The organism is Bacteroides sp. MSB163, assembly GCF_036416795.1.
In the GTDB taxonomy this organism is placed as follows: Bacteria; Bacteroidota; Bacteroidia; order Bacteroidales; family Bacteroidaceae; genus Bacteroides; species Bacteroides maternus.
In genome coordinates this window covers 6,403,031-6,428,480 of sequence record NZ_CP143867.1, presented here as the reverse complement: position 1 = coordinate 6,428,480, position 25,450 = coordinate 6,403,031, and the positions used below count along the sequence as shown (strand labels likewise).

Annotated in this window: 20 protein-coding genes and 1 tRNA gene; 7 read left to right on the top strand and 14 right to left on the bottom strand. The window is 42.3% G+C overall.

Going from position 1 to position 25,450, the window contains the following annotated elements; genetic code table 11:
* Positions 1–350: 350 nt before the first annotated feature.
* Entirely contained in the window at positions 351–1,244 is an 894-nt protein-coding gene (locus tag VYM24_RS25280; protein ID WP_291555202.1) for an MlaD family protein, read from the bottom strand.
* 18 nt (positions 1,245–1,262) lie between these two features.
* Positions 1,263–2,465 (bottom strand): N-acetylmuramoyl-L-alanine amidase family protein, encoded by a 1,203-nt coding sequence (locus VYM24_RS25275; protein WP_330941154.1) that lies wholly within the window; start codon positions 2,463–2,465, stop codon positions 1,263–1,265.
* 142 nt (positions 2,466–2,607) lie between these two features.
* Between VYM24_RS25275 and VYM24_RS25270 the strand changes: the two genes are divergently transcribed.
* A complete protein-coding gene (locus VYM24_RS25270) occupies positions 2,608–3,564 on the top strand; it encodes a transporter (RefSeq protein WP_330941153.1) in 957 nt (318 codons plus the stop codon).
* 2 nt (positions 3,565–3,566) lie between these two features.
* Here the strand turns inward: VYM24_RS25270 and VYM24_RS25265 are convergent, their stop codons facing one another.
* Both VYM24_RS25265 and VYM24_RS25260 read right to left on the bottom strand, forming a co-directional pair.
* Positions 3,567–4,520 carry a glycosyltransferase family 2 protein gene (locus VYM24_RS25265; RefSeq protein ID WP_299088569.1) on the bottom strand — a complete coding sequence of 318 codons (954 nt, stop codon included), beginning with the start codon at positions 4,518–4,520 and terminating at the stop codon, positions 3,567–3,569.
* A 50-nt stretch (positions 4,521–4,570) separates the two neighbouring features.
* Positions 4,571–4,951: a GtrA family protein gene (locus VYM24_RS25260; protein WP_291554787.1), complete on the bottom strand. Its 381-nt coding sequence runs from the start codon at positions 4,949–4,951 to the stop codon at positions 4,571–4,573.
* A gap of 86 nt (positions 4,952–5,037) precedes the next feature.
* Between VYM24_RS25260 and VYM24_RS25255 the strand changes: the two genes are divergently transcribed.
* The 3 genes from VYM24_RS25255 to VYM24_RS25245 all read left to right on the top strand — a co-directional run bounded on the left by VYM24_RS25255 (position 5,038) and on the right by VYM24_RS25245 (position 10,156).
* On the top strand, positions 5,038–6,756 hold the full coding sequence (locus VYM24_RS25255) for an ArnT family glycosyltransferase (RefSeq protein WP_299088566.1): 1,719 nt from the start codon (positions 5,038–5,040) through the stop codon (positions 6,754–6,756).
* On the top strand, positions 6,757–7,293 hold the full coding sequence (locus VYM24_RS25250; RefSeq protein ID WP_299088563.1) for an HD domain-containing protein: 537 nt from the start codon (positions 6,757–6,759) through the stop codon (positions 7,291–7,293).
* A 79-nt stretch (positions 7,294–7,372) separates the two neighbouring features.
* Positions 7,373–10,156 (top strand): putative LPS assembly protein LptD, encoded by a 2,784-nt coding sequence (locus VYM24_RS25245; protein WP_299088580.1) that lies wholly within the window; start codon positions 7,373–7,375, stop codon positions 10,154–10,156.
* 137 nt (positions 10,157–10,293) lie between these two features.
* On the opposite strand, the gene VYM24_RS25240 is transcribed toward VYM24_RS25245, so the two are convergent.
* Complete coding sequence (locus VYM24_RS25240; RefSeq protein WP_291554794.1) at positions 10,294–10,956, bottom strand: uracil-DNA glycosylase; 663 nt, start codon at positions 10,954–10,956, stop codon at positions 10,294–10,296.
* Between the two features lie 269 nt (positions 10,957–11,225).
* Here VYM24_RS25240 and VYM24_RS25235 point away from each other — a divergent pair, with 269 nt between their 5' ends.
* Positions 11,226–12,584: a transposase gene (locus VYM24_RS25235; RefSeq protein WP_330940231.1), complete on the top strand. Its 1,359-nt coding sequence runs from the start codon at positions 11,226–11,228 to the stop codon at positions 12,582–12,584.
* Positions 12,585–12,824: 240 nt separating this feature from the next.
* Here the strand turns inward: VYM24_RS25235 and asnA are convergent, their stop codons facing one another.
* Complete coding sequence (asnA, locus tag VYM24_RS25230; protein ID WP_224320453.1) at positions 12,825–13,862, bottom strand: aspartate--ammonia ligase; 1,038 nt, start codon at positions 13,860–13,862, stop codon at positions 12,825–12,827.
* A gap of 204 nt (positions 13,863–14,066) precedes the next feature.
* Between asnA and VYM24_RS25225 the strand changes: the two genes are divergently transcribed.
* A tRNA-Arg gene (locus VYM24_RS25225) sits at positions 14,067–14,139 on the top strand.
* Positions 14,140–14,204: 65 nt separating this feature from the next.
* On the opposite strand, the gene VYM24_RS25220 is transcribed toward VYM24_RS25225, so the two are convergent.
* On the bottom strand, positions 14,205–14,492 hold the full coding sequence (locus VYM24_RS25220; protein ID WP_291554799.1) for a UpxY family transcription antiterminator: 288 nt from the start codon (positions 14,490–14,492) through the stop codon (positions 14,205–14,207).
* A gap of 468 nt (positions 14,493–14,960) precedes the next feature.
* On the opposite strand from VYM24_RS25220, the gene VYM24_RS25215 reads away from it, so the two are divergent.
* A complete protein-coding gene (locus tag VYM24_RS25215; protein WP_034754569.1) occupies positions 14,961–15,305 on the top strand; it encodes a helix-turn-helix domain-containing protein in 345 nt (114 codons plus the stop codon).
* Positions 15,306–15,345: 40 nt separating this feature from the next.
* Here the strand turns inward: VYM24_RS25215 and VYM24_RS25210 are convergent, their stop codons facing one another.
* The 7 genes from VYM24_RS25210 to VYM24_RS25180 all read right to left on the bottom strand — a co-directional run bounded on the left by VYM24_RS25210 (position 15,346) and on the right by VYM24_RS25180 (position 25,445).
* The gene (locus VYM24_RS25210; protein WP_291554801.1) at positions 15,346–16,074 is read right to left on the bottom strand and encodes an inorganic diphosphatase; all 729 of its coding nucleotides are present in this window, start codon (positions 16,072–16,074) and stop codon (positions 15,346–15,348) included.
* A 101-nt stretch (positions 16,075–16,175) separates the two neighbouring features.
* Entirely contained in the window at positions 16,176–17,513 is a 1,338-nt protein-coding gene (locus VYM24_RS25205; protein ID WP_291554804.1) for a glucose-6-phosphate isomerase, read from the bottom strand.
* 158 nt (positions 17,514–17,671) lie between these two features.
* Positions 17,672–18,667: an NAD(P)H-dependent glycerol-3-phosphate dehydrogenase gene (locus tag VYM24_RS25200; RefSeq protein ID WP_330941152.1), complete on the bottom strand. Its 996-nt coding sequence runs from the start codon at positions 18,665–18,667 to the stop codon at positions 17,672–17,674.
* A 95-nt stretch (positions 18,668–18,762) separates the two neighbouring features.
* The gene (gene lysS / locus VYM24_RS25195; RefSeq protein ID WP_330941151.1) at positions 18,763–20,493 is read right to left on the bottom strand and encodes a lysine--tRNA ligase; all 1,731 of its coding nucleotides are present in this window, start codon (positions 20,491–20,493) and stop codon (positions 18,763–18,765) included.
* 426 nt (positions 20,494–20,919) lie between these two features.
* Positions 20,920–22,071, bottom strand: a complete 1,152-nt coding sequence (locus VYM24_RS25190; protein WP_330941150.1) for a glycoside hydrolase family 88/105 protein — start codon at positions 22,069–22,071, stop codon at positions 20,920–20,922.
* Positions 22,072–22,080: 9 nt separating this feature from the next.
* Positions 22,081–24,153: a beta-galactosidase gene (locus VYM24_RS25185; RefSeq protein ID WP_330941149.1), complete on the bottom strand. Its 2,073-nt coding sequence runs from the start codon at positions 24,151–24,153 to the stop codon at positions 22,081–22,083.
* Complete coding sequence (locus VYM24_RS25180; RefSeq protein WP_330941148.1) at positions 24,150–25,445, bottom strand: DUF4861 domain-containing protein; 1,296 nt, start codon at positions 25,443–25,445, stop codon at positions 24,150–24,152. Before VYM24_RS25180 ends, VYM24_RS25185 begins: the two co-directional genes overlap by 4 nt.
* Positions 25,446–25,450: the final 5 nt, after the last annotated feature.

The following is a 25,450-nucleotide window of genomic DNA, read 5'->3' as shown; positions in this document are numbered from 1 at the left end:
AACGGCTTTAAATACATTTATTAATTAAGCAAAACTTCTACGCATGCAAAATTCGCAATCTTATTTGAGAAAAACAAATGTGTTTTTTCTTGCTTTTTATCTAAAAACAATAATCTCTTTACTTTCAACTACTTATCTTGTTTCATGTAAATAGCCCCACAAGGAGGCTATTGCATTTTTATAAGTATCTGTTTTATAGGATGATATATAAGAAAGGAATAAGGCTTTTAATTTTTTTAATAATCTGACAGATGGGAATGCTTTAGTTTCTACATGGACTTACTGAGGCTTTTTCTTCCAATTCTGTTTGCTCCTATTATTTAGACTTATTCTATTTAAAGAGATTTTTCCTACTTATCTTTTTTGCCGAACAGGGAGAAATGAACATACCTTTTCGGATGTGATTTCAGGTCTTCAAGAAGGCTGGCAGCATTGGCTGTTGTGGCATTCAAATTATTGTAAAGCGATGGATCGTTTAACAACAAGCCGATTGTATTGTCTTTCCGGCCTAATTGGTCTGTAATCATTTTTGCATTTGCTAAAGTAGAATCTATTCTGGCAAATGCGGCAGCGTAATCTATTTCTTTCAGATTATCACTGACAGTGACGAAATTATCTCCTATAGTATTCAGCTTTTTAGTAAGCTGGGGAATATCTTTACTCATAATGGCCTGTAACTGTCTGCTGGTAACTTCCATGCTTGCCATTGTGTTTTGCACGCTGTGCAGTGTACCGGGAATTGCCGGGTCTCCAAGGATTGTATTCAGTGAAGCAAGGATAGAGTCTAGTTTGGGAAGCATCTTTTCTACCTGAGGCATGATAGTGGCTACCTGGTCCATTACACCATTGTTGACATTGCCTTGTAGGGTATCACCTGTCAGATACTTCTCGCGTGGATTATTGGCAAGTAGTAAGTTCATTTTTACACCACCCATCAGTTCGGAGGCTAATTCGGCGGTACTGCCTTTGGGAATACGCAGTTCCGGGTCTACATCTATCTCTGCTACCACTTTTCCTGGTTCATTGTAGTCATAATAAAGGTCGCGTACAATACCTACACGAAATCCATCGGCAAAGACCGGACTTGATTTGGTCAATCCATTAATGTTATGGAACTTGACGTAGAAATAGTTGGTAGGCTTGAACATATGGATACCTTTCAGGTAGTTGATACCATATACCAATATGCAGAGAGCAACAATGCCCGCAATTCCTATTCTAACTTCTTTAGTAAGATACTTCATCATGATGTTATAGTCTTATTATTTATTTCTTTTCTTTTTAAATTCTTCGATAGCAACGCTGACGCTTGTCTTCTTTCCGTTTTTAAAAGCAATGATAAATGCGTCTTTGAATTTTGGTGCTATCTCCCGTTTGGTTCGTAATACCTTATTATAATCGGTTGACGCACCATATGTGTATTTACAAAGTCCGCCTTCCTGATAATACTCTACACCTTTCAGCCCTTTTAGTCGTTTGTCATTGGTGGCAAGTGGACGAGAAGAAGTAAGTATCTGTATTTTAAACACTGGAGCAGCACTATCGGTTTGCCTGTCAGCTACTTTTTCTGTATTTTGTTTGGTTTCGGTGTTATTGGAAACGGAGGGGGCAGGTATCTCTTCTTCTACCCTGCCGGCATCCGTATCCTCTGGTAGTAGGGTGCGGCTGCTTCCTGTCATCCGTATTTCATGTTCACGTTTATAAGACAGGAAAGCACGGAATATTCCGTTGGCAAGTGTGGTGGTTCCCGCTTCCGAATTGAGATAACGTTCTTCTTCCGGATTGGATATAAAACCGAGTTCTACCAGGATGCTGGGCATGGCACTTGCTTTCAATACAAGGAACCCCGCCTGGTGTACACCACGGTCTGCACGCTTACAGGTATGGCGGAATTCTTTCTGTACCAATGAGGCAAGGTGTACGCTCTGAGACATGTATTTATCTTGCATGAATTCAAAGATGATATAAGATTCGGCTGAGTTTGGATTGAATCCTGCGTACCGCGTCTTGTAATCACTTTCGTATAAAATTACGGAGTTCTCCCGTTTGGCGACTTCTAAATTGGCATCCGACTTGGCTAAGCCGAGCGTCCATGTAGAGGCCCCTTTGACTGTTTTACCACCCGCTACGGAATTGGTATGAATGGAAATGAATAAATCAGCTTTAACATTATTGGCTATTTCCGCACGTCTGTCAAGTGGGATAAATACATCTCTTTCACGGGTATACACTACTTTTACATCAGGGCAATTCCTTTTTATCTGTTTGCCTAATTTGAGGGCAACATTCAGGTTGATAGTCTTTTCTTTGGAGATTCGGCCTAAAGCACCAGGGTCATGACCGCCATGCCCGGCGTCAATAACGACAACGAAGTCTTTTGCTTCGATGCTGGTAGTGCAAAAAGGAGAGATGAACAGCCCGAAACAAATACAGATATATAATATGTGTCGTTTATATAGTTTCATACCCAAAAGTCGTTGCAAATGTAGTGGAAATTTATAGAAAACTCACGTTTTACATGAAGTTTTGTTACTTTTCCCCGGGATTTGTGAGAGATTTCTTTAAAACAGACTAACTTTGCACCCGCAAATTAAATAAAAAAAAGGTATGTTAGTTCGTTTTCTTAAGAACTGGACATTGCCACTGGCGATGCTTTCAGGTACTTTGGGATACTTTATCCTTGCAAATGTCCCTTTCTTGGCGCCTACCAAACCATATATTAATGATTTGATTGCGTATATTACTCCGCTGCTGATCTTTGCCCAACTGTTGCTTACTTTTTGTAAAGTAGAAAAATTGAATGAACTGAAACCTAAAGCATGGCATGGCTGGTTGCTGCTGTTTCAGACAATTTCATGTCTGGAAATTGCCGCTTTGCTGGTATGCTGTCCGATGGATGAAATATATCGGGAAGTATTTGAGGGGGCGATGGTTTGTGTGATTTGTCCAACTGCTACTGCGGCGGCTGTCATCACTGGCAAGTTAGGAGGCAGTGCATCTACGTTGACTACTTATACCTTATTTTCTAATTTGCTGGCGGCAGTAGCGGTTCCTTTGGTTTTTCCGTTAGTGGAGCCTCATGCCGACATGACTTTCTTTGCCGCTTTCCTGAAAATCCTGAGTAAAGTGTTTCCGTTGTTGTTGTTCCCTTTCTTCCTGGCGTGGTTTCTGAGAGTGTTTATGCCCCGTGTACATCATTTTCTATTGGGTTTCCATGATCTTGCTTTTTATTTGTGGGGCATAGCGCTTGCTATTGTATCCGGGCAAACAATTCGTTCCCTGGTAATCAGTGATGCACCGGTTTCGGTGGAAATACTGATAGCCTTTGCCGGATTAGTGGCTTGTTGCCTGCAATTCTTTCTGGGTAAGAATATAGGTGGACGTTATAATGACCGTATCAGTGGCGGGCAGGCACTGGGACAGAAAAATACGGTTCTTGCTATCTGGATGGCATATACTTATCTGAATCCACTTTCCTCCGTGGGACCGGGATCTTATGTCTTATGGCAGAATCTGATCAATAGCTGGCAGCTATGGAAAAAGAGAAAGAGGGAAGAAGCATAACATTAACGCAACAACAATTCTTCCTCGTTATATCTTGGCCTGTCCTTTACTTCAATGTAGATTTTACCGATATATTCGCCTACAATTCCCAGGGATACCAATATTGTACCACCTACCAGCCAGAGGGAAATCATCAGAGATGACCATCCGGGCACAGTGTCGTGGAAATAGTAAGCGCGTAGCGTCCAGATGGTAACGCATACGGCTATCAGTATAAAAGTACAGCCCAGCCAGAAAACCATGCGCACAGGTTTGACTGAGAAAGATGTGATTCCGTCGATGGCAAAGTTCAACATCTTCTTGAATGGATATTTTGATTCTCCGGCAAAACGCTTGTCGCGATTATAGTAAACACAGGCGGTTTGGTAACCGATGAGAGGCACCAGTCCGCGCAGATAGAGATTGCGCTCGCGAAAACGGCAAAGTTGTTGTATAGCACGGCAACTCATCAAGCGATAATCCGCATGGTTATAAACCGACTTTACTCCCATTATTTTCATCAACTTGTAGAAAGCGAGGGCAGTGGTACGTTTAAAGAAAGTGTCAGTTTTGCGTTCCCGGCGTACACCATAAACAATATCACATTCCTCCTGGTAGCGTTCGAGCATTTCGGGAATGGCGTTGACGTCATCTTGCAAGTCGGCATCTATGGAAATGGCAACATCACATCGTTCTTTGACGGCATTCAGTCCGGCCATGAGTGCATTTTGGTGTCCCACATTTCCGGCTAGATTCAGCCCGCAGGCATAGGGGGTATTTTGGTGTAAATCCTTGATGATAGGCCAGGTCTGATCTGTACTGCCATCATTTACATATAAGATATAACTATCCTGAGAAATGTGTCGTTCTGTTATCAGTTTATCCAATAGGAGACTGAGTCTTTTATGTGTTTCGTGTAATACAGCTTCTTCTTTGTAGCAAGGTACTACGATAGCGAGTACTGGAGATTTTTTCATAATCAATTATTCTTTTTGCAATATTCGTAAGAAATCGGGAGAAAAACAAATTATCTTTCTTTGTATTTGAAAACAAATCTCACTAGCAGGAAGTTTACCGGGATAGCGATGGTAAATACCGGTATGGGGGCTAAGGGTTTGGAAAAGCCTAGCCAAAGGAACAGATTCAGTAAACTTATATGCAGGATATAGTTGATCAGATGGGCTCCCCCGAAGCCAAAAGCTTTCTTCCAGGATGGCTTCTTTCCGAAGGTAAAAAGGGCTGTCAGATAAAAATTAGCAATAAAGCTGAGTATGTAGCCTATGCTGTAGGCTATATTTACATTGATGAATCGCTGGAATATAAAATATAAACCATAGTGCAGAGCGGTGGCAAAGACGCCTACCATAATGAAACGAATAAATTCCGGCAGTTTTTTCAGTCTCTTCATATTCATAGAATTGAGAAGGCAAAGTTAGGGATTGTTGCAGAATAATTCGTACTTTTGCGCACAGAAATCACTAAAAACAGAAATATATGTCAGATGATAGGAAGAAAGCGTTCTGGTTTATAGCGCTACTCAGTATGTTTGTGATACTCCCTTTTCTGGGGGAAACCATTTTTTATACTAAAGGGGAACCACGTGAGGCCATTGTTGCCTTTTCTATGTTAGAGAGTGGTAACTGGATACTTCCGGTGAATTATGGTACCGATATAGCTTATAAGCCTCCTTTCCTTTACTGGACCATTGCTGCCATCTCTTCCCTTTTTGGAGGAGTGTCAGAGTATTCATCCCGTCTGCCGTCTGCCATTGCATTCTTGGCTATGCAGTTGGTGTTCTTCTCTTTTATAGCAAAACGTAAAGGTGTAAAAACGGCTTTTCTGACTTCTATTCTTCTTCTGTCTTCTTTTGAAGTACATCGGGCAGCGGTAGCTTGTCGTGTAGATATGTTGCAGGTGTCGTTTATTGTTATTTCATTGTGTTTACTGTTTCGTTGGGATGAGAAGGAGTGCCGCGGCATTCCCTGGCTGGCTGTTTTACTGATGGGCTGTGCCACATTGACCAAAGGACCGGTAGGTTCTATATTCCCATGTGTCTGTATCGGTCTTTACCAGTTGTTGCGTGGACATTCTTTCTGGAAGACATTCTTTTTGCTATTGCCTGTAGGAATCCTTTCTCTGATTCCTTATGCAGCCTGGGCGGGCGCTGCTTATGCACAAGGCGGACAGTCTTTTGTCGATTTAATGTTGGAAGAGAATACCGGTCGCTTCATGGGAAAGATGTCCTACGGGTCACATGAGAATCCGATATGGTATAATTTCCTGACTGTTATCTGGGGCTGGATACCTTGGACTTTGGTATTGCTGATATCTCTCTTTGGGCTGAAGTGGAAAGACATGCGTGTGTTGCCTGAGGGGACACCTTTCGGCGAACGTATCGGGAAAGCCTGGAAAGAATTCCGTTCACAGTCGCCCTTGCAATTGTTCACATGGGTGGTAATTCTCTTTATTTTCATATTCTATTGCATCCCCAAGAGTAAACGTAGCGTTTATCTGCTTCCCATCTATCCATTTATGGCAGTGCTGATAGCTGAATATTTATTAGCTTTGGTGCAGCGTGGGGCAAAAGTATTTAAAATCTCTGCACATATATTTGCGTCTCTGTGTTTGATACTTACGGTTACTTTCATAGTGGTACGTTTAGGGCTGATACCGGATAGTCTTTTTGGAACCGGCCGTCATGCTGCTGAAAATGTATCTTTTATGCATGCTTTGGAAGCGGTTTCTCTGTCTATTCCTAAATGGTGTCTGGTGGTGCTTCCTTTGATAGCGGCTGTCTGCACATGGATGGGAGTAGCGAGGCGGGCCGGCGCTTACTCCTTATTATATAGTATCGCCGGATGTATGCTTTGTCTTTTCGTTTCTCTGGATGGGGTCTATCAACCTACAGTGTTGGCAGTTAAATCGGACAAGCACTTGGTTAACCAAATCAGGGAATATGTGCCGCAGGGAACGGTCTACTCATATGATGGCATGAGCTTCTATTGTGCAAACTTCTATATGAATGATCAGATGCGTCATTTTGAGAAGGATTTGCCGTCTGGTGAGGGATATGTTGTTTTGCCGGAGAGAGGAAAAGAACTGTTGTTTGAAGAATTTGGAAATACATACGATTTTGAAGAGATTTTCCTTACGAAGAAGCGCAGTTGCGATTTGCGTGATGAGATTTATATGTATAAGTTTAAAAAGAAATAAATGTTACCCGTTACAATCATTGATAAATATTATCCGGAGGATAATGAACGGAAACACATCTTGTTGGTGCATAGTCGTTTGGTGGCCGAGAAGGCTCTTTCAATTGCTGATCACCATCCGGAGCTTCAGTTGGATAAAGACTTTTTATATGAAGCCGGCATGTTGCATGATATAGGTATCTTTCTGACTAATGCTCCGGGTATCTTCTGTTTTGGCGATCAGCCCTATGTCTGCCATGGCTATTTAGGGGCGGATCTGATGCGTCAGGAAGGATATCCCCGTCATGCATTAGTATGTGAAAGGCATACGGGCGCAGGGCTATCTTTGGACGATATTATTTCGCAAAACCTGCCAGTACCTCATCGGGATATGCTCCCGGTTAGCCTGGAAGAGCAAGTCGTTTGCTTTGCCGATAAGTTTTATTCCAAGACTCATCTGGAGCGGGAAAAAACAGTGGAGAAAGCCCGAAAAAGTCTTTCTAATTTTGGTAATGCAGGTCTGAAACGTTTTGATCGCTGGTGCGAACAGTTCTTGTAGCAATCTAAATTTCTTTAAAAAGGGAGATTATCCGTATAATTTACGTACTTTTGCCCCTTCAAGCGGAAACTATAAGTTGATTACGCCATTGAAAGCAAATACATTCATATCATTCATACTACTACTTGTCTTACTCCTGCTCTCCGGCGAGGCTTTTTCGCAACGTCGGCGTGGAAGAACTGTTCCCGCAGGAATCGAGCGGACAGATACCTTTAATATAGAAGGTGTACAAAGAGGAGACACTTTGTTGAAAGGGGATACTCTGCAAAACGATACGATACAATTGCAGCCTACCGGTAAGAAAAAGCAGCCTTTGGATGCTCCGGTGATTTATGAAGCTACTGACTCTATTGTGTTTACTCAGAATGGTATTGCCAATTTATATGGAGATGGGAAGGTGAACTATCAGAAGATAGAGTTGGCTGCCGAGGTGATTACTATGAATATGGACAGTAGTACGGTTTTTGCCCATGGTGTGGAAGACTCATTAAAAGTCATAAAAGGAAGACCGGTCTTCAAAGATGGGGATACACCTTATGAGACGAATACGATTCGGTATAATTTTAAGAGTAAAAAGGGGTTGATCAGTAATGTAGTCAGTCAGCAAGGCGAGGGGTATGTGACTGGTAATAATGCTAAGAAGGGTATGAACGATGAGTTGTACATGAAGAGTGGCCGTTATACTACCTGTGATAATCATGATCATCCTCACTTCTACATGCAGATGACCTATGCCAAAGTACGCCCCAAGAAAAATGTAGTGACGGGCCCTGCTTATCTGGTTATTGAGGATGTTCCGCTACCTCTTGCCGTACCGTTTTTCTTCTTTCCTTTCTCCAGTAGTTATTCATCAGGTTTCATCATGCCAAGTTATATGGATGACTCTACCCGTGGATTTGGTTTGACGGATGGTGGTTACTATTTCGCTATCAGCGATAAGATGGATTTGAAGCTGCGCGGTGATATCTTTACGAAAGGCTCCTGGGCTTTGAATGCGGAAACCAATTATAATGTTCGTTATAAATTCTCCGGTCTGTTTCAAGCCAGCTATCAGGTGACTAAAACCGGTGATAAGGGCTTGGATGACTATGCAGTAGCAAAAGACTTCAAAGTTGTTTGGTCACATCGCCAGGATCCCAAAGCCAGTCCAAATTCGTCATTCTCGGCCAGTGTGAACTTCTCGTCCAGTAGCTATGAGCGTACTAATATCGGTAATTTGTACAATTCGCAGGCTATGACGCAGAATACCAAAACATCTAGTGTCAGCTATTCACGTAACTTTCCCAATCAGAAACTTTCTATTGCGGCTACCGGTAATATTGCACAAAACATGAAGGACTCTTCGATTGCCGTAACTTTACCGGATTTGAATATTACTTTAAGTACTATTTTTCCTTTCAAACGGAAAAATGCAGTAGGTAATGAGAAGTGGTATGAGAAGATTTCTCTTCGTTATAGTGGTCGCCTTTCTAACAGCATTACTACGAAAGATGATCTTCTGTTCAAATCCAATCTGGTGAAGGACTGGAAGAACGGAATGAAACATGAAATACCTGTCAGCGCTACGTTTACATTGTTCAAGTACTTCAATGTAACTCCATCGGTGAGCTATACGGAGCGTTGGTATACACGTAAGGTGATGAAAGACTGGGATCCGAATATAGGCACCAGTGGGCGGGAAGTAGAAACAGATACTATTTATGGTTTCCATCGAGTATATAACTATAGTGCCAGTCTGGGTGTTAATACAAAGATTTATGGTATGTATAAACCTTTGTTTATGAAGAAAAAGGAAATACAGATTCGACATGTCATAACTCCTTCTGTCAGTATCAGTGCAGCTCCTGACTTTGGTTCTTCCCGCTATGGTTACTATGATACTTATATTAAACCCAATGCTGATGGAACACAAGATACGATCACTTATTCTCCATATGCGGGACAAATGTTTGGAGTGCCTGGACAAGGAAGATCTGGAAATATTTCATTCCAGATATCCAATAACTTGGAAATGAAATATAAGGATAAGAATGACTCAATACGCAAGGTCAGTTTGATTGATGAGTTGGGTGCGAGTATTTCTTATAATACGGCTGCTAAGGTGCGTCCATGGAGTAACCTGACATTAAATTTGCGTTTGAAATTGAGTAAGAACTATACCTTCAGTATGAGTTCAGTCTTTGCTACTTATGCTTATGCCTTTGATAAAAACGGTAGGGTTGTAACGAGTGACCGCACAGAGTGGTCTTACGGACGTTTTGGACGTTTCCAGGGCTATGGGAACTCTTTCAGTTACACTCTTAATAACGATACATGGAAGAAGTGGAAAGCATTCTTTACCGGAGAGAAGAGTGAAGATGATGGAAAAGGAAACGAACAGACCGATGCGGACAGTGAAAGTGACGAAACTGATGATGCGGGAACAAGTAATACGCCTACCAAGCGGAAGAAGGAAAAAGCAGCTGTAGATGATGACGGTTATCAGGTTTTCAAAATGCCTTGGTCTATAAATCTGAGTACAGGCTTTAATATAACAGAAGATACCTCCAGACCAATCAACAGAGAGAGTATGCGTTATCCGTATAAGTTTAGTCTGAATGCGCTTAATATTAATGGTAATGTTAAGATTTCCAATAAGTGGGCAGTCAGCTTCAACTCCGGTTATGACTTTAATGCTAAAAAGATAGTGCAGACTTCTTTCAATATAACGCGTGACTTGCACTGTTTCAGCATGTCTGCCAGTCTTTCTCCTTTTGGCACATGGAAGTACTATAGCTTCGTTATCCGTGCCAATGCCAGTATTCTGCAAGATTTGAAATATGATAAGAAGAGTCAGACACAGACTAATATTAAATGGTATTAAGAATCCATTTGATATTCCTTTCACTGCATTTGCTTTTTCATAAAAAAATATCCCCTTCTATACTGTTGCAACGATTTATTTATCGGAATGCTTCAGTGTAGAAGGGGATATCTTTATTTCTGATTAGGAATTGCTTTTTACCACGCTATTTCTTGTTTTCCATGTTCTTTCAAATAGGCATTCGCTCTGCTAAAATGCTTATTTCCAAAGAAGCCATTGTAGGCAGATAGGGGAGAGGGATGCGCGGAAGTCAGAACAAGATGCTTGCTCCGGTCGATGAATGCGCCCTTACGCTGTGCATAAGATCCCCAGAGGATGAATACGAGGTGTTCACGCTGTTCGGCAAGGACACGTATGGCAGCGTCCGTAAAAGTCTCCCAGCCGCGGTTCTGATGAGAACCTGCCTGATGGGCACGGACAGTTAAGGTTGCATTCAGGAGCAGGACACCTTGCTCGGCCCAGCGAGTCAGATTTCCAGTGGTGGGAGCAGCCGTACCAATATCATCTTTTATTTCTTTGAATATATTAATCAATGAAGGAGGGAAACGAACTCCGTCGTTCACAGAAAAGCATAAACCATGAGCTTGTCCGGGACCATGGTAAGGGTCCTGACCGATAATAACTACTTTCACCTTATCGAATGGGCAAAGATTGAAAGCGTTGAATATGAGTTTTCCCGGAGGGTATATCGGATAATGACTGTATTCTTCCCGTACAAAATCCGTTAGTGTATGAAAATAATCTTTTTCAAATTCCGGTTCCAAACGTGCTTTCCAACTTTCTTCTATTTGAACGTTCATAATTTTGTGTGTTAAAAGTTTCGGATGCTAAGATACAATTTTAATCTGATTCCTGTAATAGAGCATTCTTTTTATTTCTTCGAACAGAGTATAAACAGAAAAGACAGAAATCATAAAATCTCTGCCTTTTCTATATGGGGATATTCGTAAAATAATAAAATTTAAGGCAACTAATTCATTGCGAGTTAGTTGCCTTTTTTGTATCTTTAAGCATTCCCCCCAAAAAACGGTTTGACGGCCAAAACGGGGGTAATCTAAACTAAAAACACATGGTAAAGATACAAAAAATATCCGAAATCGAACCTTGTTTAGGTTTTACCGAGTTCGATATGCTAAAAAAATATCGTCAAAGTTTTGCAACGAGCGAATTAGGTCGCCTCCATGCCCTGTTTCCTTTCTCGGAACTGGCCCGACAAATGCATTTGAAGTCCTCTGCTTTGGGTCGTAAAAGTTATTTTTCTCCCGAAGGTAAAATAGCCTTGATGGTCCTGAAGTCCTATACCAACTTTTCCGATGCACAACTGATTGAGCATTTAAACGGTAATATTCATTACCAGTTATTTTGTGGTGTTCAGATTGATCCTCTTCATCCACTGACCAATCCTAAAATCGTCAGTGCGATTCGTCAGGAACTAGCGGACCGCCTTGATATTGAGTCCCTCCAGCTTATTCTGGCTGAGCATTGGAAACCTTATCTTGAGAACCTTCATGTCTGTATGACCGATGCCACCTGTTATGAAAGTCATTTGCGCTTTCCTACTGATGTCAAACTCTTATGGGAAGGTATTGTATGGCTTCATCGCCATCTGTGCAAACATTGCCGTACATTGCACATACAACGTCCCCGTAACAAGTATCTTGATGTAAGCCGTGCCTACCTTGCTTACAGTAAACTGCGTAAACGCAGGAAATCACAGACCCGTATGATTAAACGCAGGCTACTTCAGTTATTGGAAAAGTTACTGGACCAGCTGGAGCATCTTCATTCATCCTACAGGCACAGGCTTACACTATCCTCTGATTACCAAAGACGTTTCTCGGTCATACAGACGGTCCTTGAGCAAGGGAAGAATTTATTTGCAGGCAAAAAAGTGTCCAACCGTATCGTGAGTATCGACCGGCATTACCTTCGCCCCATTATCAGAGGCAAGGAAACCAAATCCGTTGAGTTCGGAGCCAAGGTCAACAATATACAGATAGATGGAATCTCCTTCATAGAGCATATCTCCTTTAAGGCTTTTAACGAAGGAGTACGTTTGAAAGACTGTATTCATTTGCAACAACAACTGACCAAGGTCAGGGTTAAGGCGCTTGCAGCGGATTCAATCTATGCTAATAATGCCAACCGGAAATTTTGTACTAAATATCATATAAGTACTTCCTTTAAGCGTAAGGGAAGAGCTGCCAAAGATGAGCCACTTCGGAAAATCTTACGGTCGGAACTCAGCCGTGAGAGGGCTACCCGTCTGGAAGGAAGTTTTGGAACACAGAAACAACATTACTCACTGGCCAGAATAAAAGCCAGAAACAGGAAAACGGAAATACTTTGGATTTTCTTTGGAATACATACGGCCAATGCGGTATCTATGATAGAAAAGGTCGAAAAGAAAAAAAGAACGGCTGCATAATCAGACTAAAAGAAGAAGAAGAAAAGAGGAGAGGGTTTTAACTTCCCCTAAAAAGACATATACATAATGTACCGTTGGGAAGAAAAAATAAGAATATGTAAATAATATTCTATTAAAAAGATAGAAGACTTGAGACTTTACACAAAAAAATTAAGAGAAAAGCTCACGTAAAGTAAAACTGTTCTCTTAATTTATAAGAAAGAGGGACATTTACTGAATATCCCTATATGTATCTGGGTATTAAATCAAGTAAATATTGTGTTCCTTACACTCTTCACGCATATCTTCCGGCCAGATACTGGCTTGAATTTCGCCGATATGAGCTTTTCTTAAATAGAACATACAAAGACGTGATTGACCGATACCACCACCTATAGAAAGGGGTAATGTGTCATTCATCAGGCGTTTATGAAAATAGAGTTCCAGTCGTTTTTCTTCTCCCTCTTGTTTCAACTGGCGTTGCAGGGCTTCCTTATCTACACGGATACCCATGGATGATAGCTCAATGCTGCGCTGCAATACATTATCCCATAATAAAAGGTCACCATTCAAGCCCGGAAGACCATTCAATCCTTCTGTGGTATAGTCATCATAGTCCGGGGCACGTCCGTCGTGTTTCTCTCCATCGCTTAGTTTGCAGCCAATACCGATAATGAATACAGCACCATATTTTTTCGTAATGGCATGTTCGCGGCATTTGGGTTCCAGATCCGGATAAAGTTGACGTAACTCTTCCGCATGAATGAAATGTAACTTCTGAGGCAGACAAGGCTTAATCTGAGGGTACATTTCATACACCATATATTCTGTACGTATCATGGCTGCATAAATACGAGTCACAATTTCTTTCAGGAAGTTCACGTTCCGGTCTTCGGTGGTGATGACACGTTCCCAGTCCCATTGGTCTACATAGAGAGAATGAAGATTTCCCAACTCTTCGTCTGAGCGTATGGCATTCATGTCCGTGTAAATACCATATCCGGATTCAATATTATAGTCTGCCAATGTCAATCGCTTCCATTTGGCAAGAGAATGTACTACTTCGGCTTGTGCATCTCCCAAGTCTTTGATAGGGAATGATACGGCACGTTCTACGCCATTCAAATCGTCATTAATACCCATACCTTTCAATACGAAAAGCGGGGCTGTGACGCGGCGCAAACGTAATTCCGATGAAAGGTTCAATTGGAAGAACTCTTTAATCTGTTTGATTCCTAATTCTGTTTGTTTTAAGTCCAATAAGGGTTTATAACCCTTTGGTTTTATCAAATAACTCATAAGTGTGTACTATGTTTTTGTCCGGCAAATATAGGTATAATATTTATATTTGCATCGTGTTTGGCTAATTTTATGAGCAATTTGTTTCTTATTAACCAGTTGTGGCTCTCAAAATAATATTCTTATTTATAGGCTTTTACTGTAAAAAAAGACAAATCATTAGGAATATGCCCGATTTTTTTATACTTTTGTCCCCGCATTTAAGGCTCCGTAGCTTAGTGAATAGAGCGTCAGATTCCGGTTCTGAAGGTCGTGCGTTTGAATCGCACCGGGGTCACACAGCAAAAAGGGGGATACCATCACGGTGTCCCCCTTTTTTCCTTTCCAGTTGTAAAGTCAACTCTAATGTCCTACTTCCGTCATTTCTATCGGAAGAGTAGAATATGTTCCTTTTAATCCCTCTAGCTCTGTACCGGTAGCGTAAATAAATACGCATCTGTTTACAGCGGGAATCTGTATTTCTTTTACTTGTTCTTTCCATCTGCGTTTTACGTAAATGGTAGGGAGATAAGTTATCATGCCTTTATTTTCCAAAGTTTCTTTGGTTTTTCTTTCTTTTCGGGGCAATGTCAGTACAATGTACCAGTTTCGCGTTTCGTTAAGACGGCTTTTAATGTCTTGGAGTATCATAATCGATTTTGATTGGCGTAATGATAAAATTGAAGGTATTGAAGAATTGTGGTTTATTGTCAACAACCATGGGAAGTAGTGAAACTTCCAGTCGTATGCTCTAATATTTCTTTGGGATTTTCATGCCATTTAGAGTTTACACAGCAATTTTTGTCTGTGTATTGAGCTTGTATTGTGGCAGGTAAAACCAAAAACAATAAAATTAAGAAGCAATTCTGTCTTTTGTACTTTTTATAATCATTGTATATCCATAATAGAATTGTCAAGATACAAACAGGAATCGCTATCAGAATAAGAATCAGTAGAGTCATGGTAATTTGATTATTTATTGTTTATATCATTCTGCGACAAAAGTATCACAATTTATTTGATAAAACAAGCGAATTGTGAATAAATAGGTATTACAGGACAGATAAATTTTTATTTCACTTCCTCTAGGTTTGGATAATAAATCGTACCTTCATAGAAATGGAAAAGACTACTATATACATCGGTGAAGTTATAAAAAATGTCATGGTTGAAAAACTGGTGACAAAGGCTGAACTTGCAAGAAGACTGCAAGTTAAGCCTCAGAGTGTTGACTATATGTTGACACGAAAAAGTATTGATACGGATACTTTATATAATGTTTCAAAAGCTTTGGATTATGATTTTGCCCTGCTCTATTCTATCGATAAAGAACAGATGAATTATGATAGGGGAAATGAAGCTTATAAACTCTCTACTGCCAAGATTTTGATAGAGCTTGAGTTAAAACCTGATGAAATAATAAAGTTAAATTTAAGGAAAAAGATCAGTGAACTATTAAGATAAAATATTTTCTTTTCCATAAATAAAAAAGCGTCCGATTTCTTTATTCGAACGCTTTACGTAAGTTCTCCCAATTGTCGCAAAAATCCTGCATAGACGGGAATAATACATTTGCTCCGGCATCCAGTAAGAGCTGTCCGTCGATGGGACCTGTGTTGACAGCTACTGTAAATATACCTGCTGCTGCACCAGCTTGTACGCCCATAGGCGCATTTTCTACTACGATAGCTTCATTGGGGGCTAATCCTCCTTTTTGTAAAGCCATCAGGTAAGGTTCCGGGTGTGGTTTCCCATATTTCACATCGAAGGCAGTCACCATTAGTTCGCGACGGAACATACCGGGGAAGTTATGCGACAGACGGTCTAATAATGAGTGTTGTCCGGAACCGGTGACCACCATCGGTATCAGTCCATCCGATTTTATTTTCTGCAGTACTTCCCATGCACCGGGCATGCGTTCCGGTTCGGGGTTACTGTTGAATTCTGCACTCTTTTCTGCATAAATGCTCTGTATCATTTCGGGAGTGGCATCTTTTCCGTATTGCCGTTGATAGACGATATTGATAGTAGCAGCTCCGGTTCGTCCTTCATGCAGGTAAGCTTCTTCACGGCTCAAGTGCAATCCATGGCGTTCCATTACCTTATGCCAGGCATCGGCATGGTAAGGCATGGAATTGAATAATACGCCGTCCATATCGAAAAGAACGGATTTCAATTGAATTTTTGAGTACCCGCTGGACTGAAGATAGCGGGAAATAGCTTCTTGAAACATAATACCTATTGTTTTATGGTTGCAAAGATACAATAAAAAAACGAGGTGTGAATGATTAAACTCATCCACACCTCGTTTATATATGGTTAACTGACTCTTTCTTAAAGTCTTGCCTGAATAGCTTTTGACTCTTCTTCATATCCCGGTTTGTTCAGCAATGCAAACATATTCTTTTTGTATGCTTCTACACCCGGTTGATTGAACGGATTTACGCCCAGCAGATAACCGCTGATACCGCATCCTATTTCAAAGAAGTAAAGTAACTGACCGATATTGTATTCGTCCAGCTTCTCGATGATAATACGCATGTTGGGCACACCACCATCTACGTGAGCCAACTGAGTACCCAGTTCAGCCATCTTATTTACTTCGTCCACGCGCTTACCTGCGAGGAAGTTCAGACCGTCCAGATTTGCTTCGTCAGAAGGTACTTCCAGCTTGTGGTCTACGTTTTCTACAGATATTACGGTTTCGAAAATGGTACGTTCACCTTCCTGAATCCATTGTCCCATAGAGTGTAAGTCAGTAGAGAAGTCTACAGCTGCTGGGAAAATACCTTTGTTTTCCTTACCTTCGGATTCTCCGTACAATTGCTTCCACCATTCGCTTACATAGTGCAGTTTCGGGCAAAAGTTTACAAGGATTTCGATCTTCTTGCCATTCTTGTACAGCTCGTTACGGGTAGCAGCATATTGCGCAGCCAGATTCTCGGCAAACGGAACATTCACACCGCAAGCCTTTTCCATGTCAGCGGCACCGGTTACTAATTTCTCGATGTCGAAACCAGCTATCGCTATCGGCAATAAACCAACCGGAGTCAGTACAGAGAAGCGTCCTCCCACATTATCGGGGATAATGAATGATTTGTAACCTTCCTTATCAGCAGTGACGCGGGCAGCGCCTTTCTTGGCATCTGTGATGGCAACGATAACTTTCTTTGCCATTTCCTTACCACGCTGGTCTTCACATTGCTTTTTCAATAGACGGAAAGCGAGAGCGGTTTCGGTGGTAGTTCCGGATTTGGAGATATTGATGACGCCGAATTTTTTGTCTTTCAGGAATTCAGTCAGTTCATACAAATAATCTTCGCTGATATTGTGTCCTGCATAGATCATTACAGGAGCAGTTTTCTTTTCCTGCAACCAAGTGAAGCTGTTTGATAAAGCCTCGATGACTGCACGTGCGCCGAGGTAGCTTCCGCCGATGCCGGCTACGATCACTACCTCACAGTTGTCGCGCAAAACTTGTGCAGTAGCTTTTAGGTCGGCCAAATGCTCTTGGCTGATAGATGAGGGGAGGTGCAACCAGCCCAGGAAGTCATTACCTTTTCCGGTACCGTTTTCCAATGCTTCCTGCGCAGCTTTTACCTGAGCTTCGTAAGCAGCAACAGATGCTTTGGAGATAAATCCAAAAGTCTTTTCGATGTTCAAACTAATCATAATATTCTAGGTTTTAAAAGCCTCTTACCCGTCCCCTTCTCTGTGGAAAAGGTAGGCTTGAGTTACTTTTGGTTTATAAGATTTATTTATAATATTCTTTTCTTTATATCGCAACTCTGACTTTATTCTCCTCTTTGCGGAAGGAGTTAAGGGAGAGATTATCTTAGCGAATCAGTCAGCAACTTGATTTCTATCATGGGTGAAATGCGTTCGTACAGAATGTTATAGACAGCATCCAGTATCGGCATATTGACATGGTGATGTTTGTTGATTTCCTTGATACACTTTGTACCGTAATATCCTTCGGCAATCATCTCCATTTCTATTTGCGCGCTTTTTACAGAATACCCCTTACCAATCATTGTACCAAACGTGCGATTACGGCTGAAGTTGGAATATCCTGTCACCAACAGATCACCTAAATAAACAGAATCATTTACGTTTCTGTTCAGCGGATGTACTGTTTGCAGGAAACGGTTCATTTCTTGCACGGCGTTGGATATCAATACCGCCTGGAAGTTATCACCGTACTTCAGACCGCTACAGATACCGGCGGCAATGGCATACACGTTTTTCAGCACAGAACTATATTCTATGCCGGCTACGTCGTTGCTGACGGATGTTTTGATAAATGAACTGGCCAGACGGCGAGCGATGGTACATGCTTTATCTGTGTCCGGACAAGCGATGGTGAGATAAGAGAGACGTTCCAAGGCTACTTCTTCCGCATGGCAGGGACCTGCCAGTACAGCAATATTTTCGGGTAGAACGCCGTATTCTTTTGTGAAGTACTCCGATACAATCAGATTGTCATCGGGTACGATTCCTTTTATAGCAGTAATGATGAATTTATCCCGTATCCGCGTTTTCAGCTTCTTCAAGTGAGCTTTGAGATAGGGGGAGGGGGTGACAAATATCAGCGTGTCAGACTCTTTTACTACATCGTTGATATTAGAGCTGAAGTTGATGCGCTTCATGTCGAATTTGACGCCCGTCAGGTAGGCAGGGTTATGGCCCAGTCGTTTAAAATCGGTTATGCGATCATCTCGTCGCATATACCAGTTAATCGACTCAGCCTGAGCAAGTACCATTTTTGCAATGGCTGTAGCCCAGCTTCCTCCGCCCATTATGGCTATCTTTCCGGGTAGTTTCATATCGAAATTAATAATTAATAATTAAAAATTAAAAGGGGAAAGGAAACTCCTTTCCCTCATTCGATCTTTAATCTTCTTATTTAATTTTTAATTCTTTAATTCTTAATTTTCTCAATCCAGCCTTCTACGTCGTTTACCGACGGGTTGGTCAGTTCCAGTTTGTATTTCTTGTTAATACCGCAAATGTCCTGGTGCAGTTTTTGCGGATTCACATCTTTCATATCTTCTATTGTGTTGTAGCCGGCTTTCTGAATAACGGGTACCCAGTCTTCGGCAATGCCCAGTTCCATATATTGGGAGGGAGCATCTTTCGGAGTGATCTTTTCGGGGCGCATTTGCGGGAAGAACAATACTTCCTGAATATACGACTTGCCTGTCATTAGCATTGTCAGACGGTCAATGCCGATACCGATACCTGATGTGGGAGGCATACCGAATTGCAGGGCACGCAGGAAATCCTGGTCGATGAACATAGCTTCATCGTCTCCCTTTTCACTCAATCGCAATTGATCTTTGAAACGTTCTTCCTGGTCGATGGGGTCGTTCAGCTCGCTATAAGCATTGGCAAGCTCTTTACCGTTCACCATCAGTTCAAAACGTTCGGTTAATCCCGGTTTACTGCGGTGCATCTTGGTCAGCGGACTCATTTCAACAGGATAGTCAGTAATGAAAGTAGGCTGAATGAAAGTGCCTTCGCAGAATTCACCGAATATTTCATCTATCAATTTGCCTTTACCCATGGTGTCGTCAATCTCCATTTTCAGTTCTTTGCAGACCTGGCGGATTTCTTCTTCACTCTTGCCATTGAGGTCGTAACCTGTTTTTTCCTTGATAGCGTCCAGGATGGGCAAGCGGCGGTATGGTGCCTTGAAGCTGATGGTCTTACCGTCGATGGTAGTTTCTTCGCTGCCGTTCACGGCAATGCAGATACGTTCCAGCAATTTCTCGGTGAAACTCATCATCCAGTTGTAATCCTTATATTGTACGTACAGTTCCAGACAGGTGAATTCCGGGTTATGATTCTTGTCCATACCTTCGTTGCGGAAGTTCTTTCCGATTTCATATACACCCTCGAAGCCACCTACAATCAGACGTTTCAGGTAAAGCTCGGTAGCGATACGCAGATACAGATCCATATTCAGTGAGTTGTGGTGAGTGATGAAAGGACGGGCGCTTGCTCCACCTGCGATGGATTGCAGAATCGGAGTTTCCACTTCTGTGTAGCCGGCTTCGTCCAGTACGGCACGCATGGTCTTAATAACCGTGGCACGTTTCAGGAATGTTTCTTTTACGCCGTCATTCACTACAAGGTCAACGTAACGTTGACGATAGCGGAGTTCGGGATCTTCAAAGGAGTCATAAGCTACACCGTCTTTGTATTTTACAATAGGCAACGGTTTGATGGATTTTGCCAGTACAGTCAGCTTTTGGGCATGGATACTGATTTCACCCATTTGGGTACGGAATACAAAACCCTCGATTCCAATGAAGTCGCCTAAGTCGAGCAGGCGTTTAAATACAGTGTTGTAGAGATCCTTGTCTTCTCCCGGACAGATATCGTCGCGGGTAATATATACCTGAATGCGACCTTTAGAGTCCTGCAATTCAATGAATGAAGCCTTGCCCATCACGCGGCGTGTCATCATACGTCCGGCTACGGATACTTTGCGAGGTTCAGCGTCATCTTTGAATTCTGCTTTTATATCAGTGGAGAAAGCATTGGTTACATACTCTGCAGCGGGATAGGGATCGATGCCCATCGCGCGAAGTTCATTCATACTATTACGTCGAATGATTTCCTGTTCACTTAGTTCTAATACATTCATTTCGTTGTACATTAACACAATTTGGGAGCAAAAATACGAAACATTTTTCATATAATGGCACGAAGGAGGGGAGAATTAGGAAAAGTTTAGGGCTAACGTGTGCGCTGTTATTCAAAAATGTTTTCTGTCTTAATGAACAGCATACACTCCACTGACAGAGTTTATGCGGTCTTGCTGAAGGAGAGGGGCTTATTGTGATACTGTTATAAATCAGATGAGGTAAGGGGGGTGCCGGTATAGGCAAATCGATGAACAGAACTTCCCCTATGACAGAGGCTATCATCAATGCCGATGATGTCCACCATCAATGCCATTGATGATAGGCATCATTGGCATTGATGGTAGGATCAGTCTTGAACTGTTGCTTACACGTCCCAGAGGGCACTTCAGCTATTGTTTGATTTGTATGTTGCTAATGGGCAAAACCTACTTTGCTGTCAGCTGATGGTATTGATCATAGAACATGGTAGCTATTCCAAAAGCATAGGCTCGTCCATCTACAATACCTCTGTTGTAATAATAATCTTTATCACCAATACAAGTACCGTCACAAATGTTTTTCATTTTCAGGTACTTCCCTACAGGTTGCAGACTGTTTGCTTCCAAGCCGGCATAAGCACGGTCTATCATAGGCATATACTTGTCAGCGGGTAATATTCCCAGTGCAATACCTTTTGCGGCGGCATAGGCATACATGGCAGTACTTGAGCTTTCTATAAAGTTTCCTTCTTCTCCCGGATAGATGGGCAATTGATACCAGTGTCCCGTCTTTTCATCCTGCAATGGATATAATGTATTGAGTTTCTGTGTGAGAGATGCTTCCAGATACGGATAGTTCTCATCATTTTGGGGAAGAAGCTCCATTAAATCTACCAGAGTCATTAGAATCCAACCATTACCGCGTCCCCAGAACTCATTGTTTCTGCGGTTTGGATTTTCCGCCCAACCGGGTTGGCAGCAGGGGTCCTGCGAAGGAATCGTATCATTGTCCCAACCATGATACCAGAGACCGGTTTCCGGATCTTCCAGTTTCTCCGCATGCTTTTTCAATTGGGAGATGGCTTCCAGAAGGAACTCTTTGTTACCTGTCAGTTTGTACATTTGCATCAGGAACTCACCTACCATATATACGGTATCATCCCATAATTCAATCACTTCTTCTCTGTGGGATACACCTCCGTTGGTGGCTCTGGGGATATTTTTGTATTGTTCGAAAATCTCATAAGCTTTGTCTTTGTATCGGCTTTCACCGGTGGTCTGTACGAGATAGGCCAGTCCTAATCCGGAGATAACAGCATTCGGATGATGACCGTTGGCATCCCCGAAAGTGGAGTCGACAGCTGTTTGTATGTATGGAAATAAATAGTCTTTATCCATATTATTCTCACAACGTACAACGGCGGATTTCAAGAATACGGCTTCGTTCCAGTTCCATATATAGTCCTTTGCAGGCATATATTCTTCTACTACATATTGGGTAAGTTTGTCTCCCCATCTATTAAATTCTTTTTCTGACGAACAAGAAAAGAGCGACATAATGCTCAAAAAGCTTACACATGTGATGAAATTCTTTTTCATGGTATAAAATTATTGATTTACTTGTACTAATAAATAATCCATCGCCTTGACAGAGGCAGATACAGGATATTTCTTTCCTGTCATGATGTTCAGAACCGGAATCTTGAATTCTATAGTCTGGTCTTTATCTGAGAAATTAATGATATAAATATATTGCTTACCGTTGGTATCTTTCAGTTCGGCAATCTCTACCAGCGGATGGTTACATTGAGCCGGAATCTTTATGGAAGAGTAACTGACAGTTTCTTTCATAAGTTTGTCTACAATGCTTTGTTCAGGTACGGTAGCCACGTAGTACACGATTCCTTTTCCATATTTGTTGCAAGTAATGGCGGGATAGCCTTTAAAGTAATTTCCACTGAATGAAGCTGTCGGAGAAGCTGTTTTCACTTCTATTTGGTCGAACCAGAACTGGCACTGCCCGGTCTGATTTCCATAAGTTAAAGTATTACTTTTTCGTCCGAACAGTGCTTCCTGACCTTTCACTTCGATGCCTGCCAGTTGTTGCAGAGGGGTGGTGACTAAAGCATCCGTTTTATGCAGATGAATATCACGCACACCGCTGATACAAGTTAGCAAAATTGTCGCACCTTGCCGGGCGGCTTCTTCCAGACGTTTGCAAAAATCGGGAGAAGCAATGGCCAGATAAGGCACTACGATCAGACTATAACCGGTCAAATCCGCCTGAGATGAGATAACATCTGCCATAATTGATTGAGAGCGCAGCGCATGATAGTACTTATATACTTCACGCAGGTATTTAAGGTCGGGGCAGAATGTATAGCCATTCTCGAAAGCCCAATCCACTTGGAAATCACGGATTACCGCAGCTTTAGCCACTGGCAACATTTCACCTGTCCGGGCGTAAATCTCTTGTAATTCCTTGGCTGTTTGTTGTGCTTCGTAGAATTTACTTCGCTTTACGTTATCGGATTCCATGACTCCTGCCATCAGATGCTCGTGCCCGGAATCGAAAGAACGGAAGGGGAAGAAAGTGGATAAACGACATCCGTAAGCCAGTTGCTGATGGTTCCATAAACGGGGATATCCCTCTTTTACGATCTCCTTTTGTGTAAGGGCCGTACGTCCGATCTGTGCTTCCGGCACCCATATAGGCCGTGATTTGCCTCCCCGTATTATTTGCATGGCAAAAGATGTCATGGCAGGATCAAAAGGGTGTCCGATATCATTCCCATAGAGATGTTCCAAAGTCACATTTACAGGATAATTGTCGAATGACAGGACAGCGCATTCATCTGCCAGTTCATAGAGGTTCATGGTGGTCACAAAGCCGCTTCCTCCGATATTAGTTGTCACTGTCATGCCGGGAGCCACGGCCTTAACCACATCCCGCTGCATACGGAAGAATTCCAATGCCACATCCGAATAAAACCGTTGATAATCCTGATAAATGCCCGGATTATCCATCCTGCGGGGTAACCATACCTGTTCGAAGTTATCTAATGTTTCGCTCCAGAAGACGGTTCCCCAGGCCTTATTTAAGGCTTCTATAGTCTGATATTTTTTCTTCAGCCATAACTGGAATTTTTTCAGGCATTCAGGACAATAGCAATAGGGCTCTTCGGTGGCCAGCTCGTTGTCTATCTGAAATCCGATGACGGATTTATTGTCTTTATAGCGTTCTGCCAAGGTGTGTGTAATGCGAGTGCAGTATTGGCGGTAATCCTCGTTGTTGAGACAGGCATGACGCCGGCGTCCATAGGGCTTTCTCTGGCCGTCTGCTCCCATGATCATAATGTCGGGGTGTGCATCGTGCATCCATTTGGGTATGGCGGCAGTAGGGGTACATAACAGAGATTGTATGCCGTGCTGTGACAGTGTCTGGATAGCATGATCTAACCATGCCAGAGTAAAGACCCCGTCTTTAGATTCCATGCTATGCCAGGCGAAGTCACCCATCCGGGCTATGTTGAAATGCGCTTCCTCCATGAGGCGTGCATCCTTTTCAACCTGCTCTTTATCGGTATGTTCCGGATAATAGGCAGCTCCTGTATAAATTTGCCCATGAGCTGAAATGAAACCGCCTAAAAAGACCAGACAGCTGATCAGTAACTTCTTCATAGCTGAATGATAATGGGATGATTGATGCATAATGCCTCATGGGCTATCAGGTTGATGAATGTCTCCCGTTCCCGGAACTGTTTGTCTCTCAACTCCCAGGCTGCATAAGCCCGGTAATTGTAGAGTCCGTTTGCGTCAGGTTTCATTTTGACGCACCAGGTTTTTATAATATCTGCGTTTTCTTCCGGTGTATGGAAGGTTTCTACCAGATTGTCAACAGGTATCAATAAACTCATGCCGAAATAGAAGCTTCCGTTTACGGTCTGTTTGTCATGGGTGAGCATGGCATACTGTTTTCCTTCATATTCTTCTTCCGTGAAAGGTTGCGTATTCAGGTTATTGACAATGCCGGTCACCAGGAAGTAATTGCCGGGTAGGGTAGTGGTGCTGATTCTCTTTTCATACCCATATTTTCCTGCCCATATACTGATCTCTTCGCAAAGATCTATCTTGTTATTTTCTATTTGCCATCCTTTATATGTCAAGCGAATGATGGAGCGGACCGGTCCTTCTGTAACCAGCTCGTAGTAAGTGGAGTCGATAACATCTTCTGTATAACTTGCGGGGACACCCATACGTACCAGGCTATCCGGAGTCTGCATGGCAAGTCCGCCCAAACCGAATGAGTTGGCTGCACTCAGAATGTCGCATCCCCATTCGCGTACTACCTGGTATGTATTTGCCGGATGTCCTTCAGGACTGATTCCTACTGTATCCAGCACCATTTCAGATATTCTTTTACCGAAAACATCGCAACAGTTACGGCCATCGAAGTATTGCCGGAATCCCATTTTATCATTTTCCCAGACAGGACCATCCATTTGATAAGGATACATCTCGCTTCCTCGTGGAAGATTGTGTTTGTCGTGTGCATCCCGGGACAGTTCTTCGATAATTCCGGGGGAGGTCATCTTGCCATAGCGGACATTCGTGCGAGGGGCGAATACCGGATATCTCTCCGGAGCAATCCATTCCACTTTTAAGCGGGTCTTTTCGGAAGGGGAAAAAGTATATACGAACGCCAACTCATCCCATTCTCCGTCTCCGTCGAGGTCGTCCAGCTGACAAGGAATATATTCTCCCTGTCCGTTGGTTATCACAGGGTTGAGTAGCTTTTCTGTCGGATTGAGTTGGGCACGTGTCAATACCAGTGCTTCGTCTTCACGATTTATATCTAAAGGATTCTCCACGGTAAATTCCTTTAAACTCTGCGGAGGGTTACAACCGGTCAGCATTGCCAATCCTCCTGACAGAACGAAACAGCTCGCTATGAAATGATATTTTATATTCATGATTC

Coding starts and splice junctions, on each gene's coding strand:
- VYM24_RS25220 (WP_291554799.1), bottom strand. CDS start 14,492: ATGATACTCCAAGACATTAAAAGCCGTCTTAACGAAACGCGAAACTGG.
- VYM24_RS25280 (WP_291555202.1), bottom strand. CDS start 1,244: ATGAAGTATCTTACTAAAGAAGTTAGAATAGGAATTGCGGGCATTGTT.
- lysS (WP_330941151.1), bottom strand. CDS start 20,493: ATGAATGTATTAGAACTAAGTGAACAGGAAATCATTCGACGTAATAGT.
- VYM24_RS25205 (WP_291554804.1), bottom strand. CDS start 17,513: ATGATTAGTTTGAACATCGAAAAGACTTTTGGATTTATCTCCAAAGCA.
- VYM24_RS25215 (WP_034754569.1), top strand. CDS start 14,961: ATGGAAAAGACTACTATATACATCGGTGAAGTTATAAAAAATGTCATG.
- VYM24_RS25190 (WP_330941150.1), bottom strand. CDS start 22,071: ATGAAAAAGAATTTCATCACATGTGTAAGCTTTTTGAGCATTATGTCG.
- VYM24_RS25200 (WP_330941152.1), bottom strand. CDS start 18,667: ATGAAACTACCCGGAAAGATAGCCATAATGGGCGGAGGAAGCTGGGCT.
- VYM24_RS25180 (WP_330941148.1), bottom strand. CDS start 25,445: ATGAATATAAAATATCATTTCATAGCGAGCTGTTTCGTTCTGTCAGGA.
- asnA (WP_224320453.1), bottom strand. CDS start 13,862: ATGAGTTATTTGATAAAACCAAAGGGTTATAAACCCTTATTGGACTTA.
- VYM24_RS25270 (WP_330941153.1), top strand. CDS start 2,608: ATGTTAGTTCGTTTTCTTAAGAACTGGACATTGCCACTGGCGATGCTT.
- VYM24_RS25260 (WP_291554787.1), bottom strand. CDS start 4,951: ATGAAGAGACTGAAAAAACTGCCGGAATTTATTCGTTTCATTATGGTA.
- VYM24_RS25235 (WP_330940231.1), top strand. CDS start 11,226: ATGGTAAAGATACAAAAAATATCCGAAATCGAACCTTGTTTAGGTTTT.
- VYM24_RS25250 (WP_299088563.1), top strand. CDS start 6,757: ATGTTACCCGTTACAATCATTGATAAATATTATCCGGAGGATAATGAA.
- VYM24_RS25275 (WP_330941154.1), bottom strand. CDS start 2,465: ATGAAACTATATAAACGACACATATTATATATCTGTATTTGTTTCGGG.
- VYM24_RS25265 (WP_299088569.1), bottom strand. CDS start 4,520: ATGAAAAAATCTCCAGTACTCGCTATCGTAGTACCTTGCTACAAAGAA.
- VYM24_RS25255 (WP_299088566.1), top strand. CDS start 5,038: ATGTCAGATGATAGGAAGAAAGCGTTCTGGTTTATAGCGCTACTCAGT.
- VYM24_RS25185 (WP_330941149.1), bottom strand. CDS start 24,153: ATGAAGAAGTTACTGATCAGCTGTCTGGTCTTTTTAGGCGGTTTCATT.
- VYM24_RS25240 (WP_291554794.1), bottom strand. CDS start 10,956: ATGAACGTTCAAATAGAAGAAAGTTGGAAAGCACGTTTGGAACCGGAA.
- VYM24_RS25210 (WP_291554801.1), bottom strand. CDS start 16,074: ATGTTTCAAGAAGCTATTTCCCGCTATCTTCAGTCCAGCGGGTACTCA.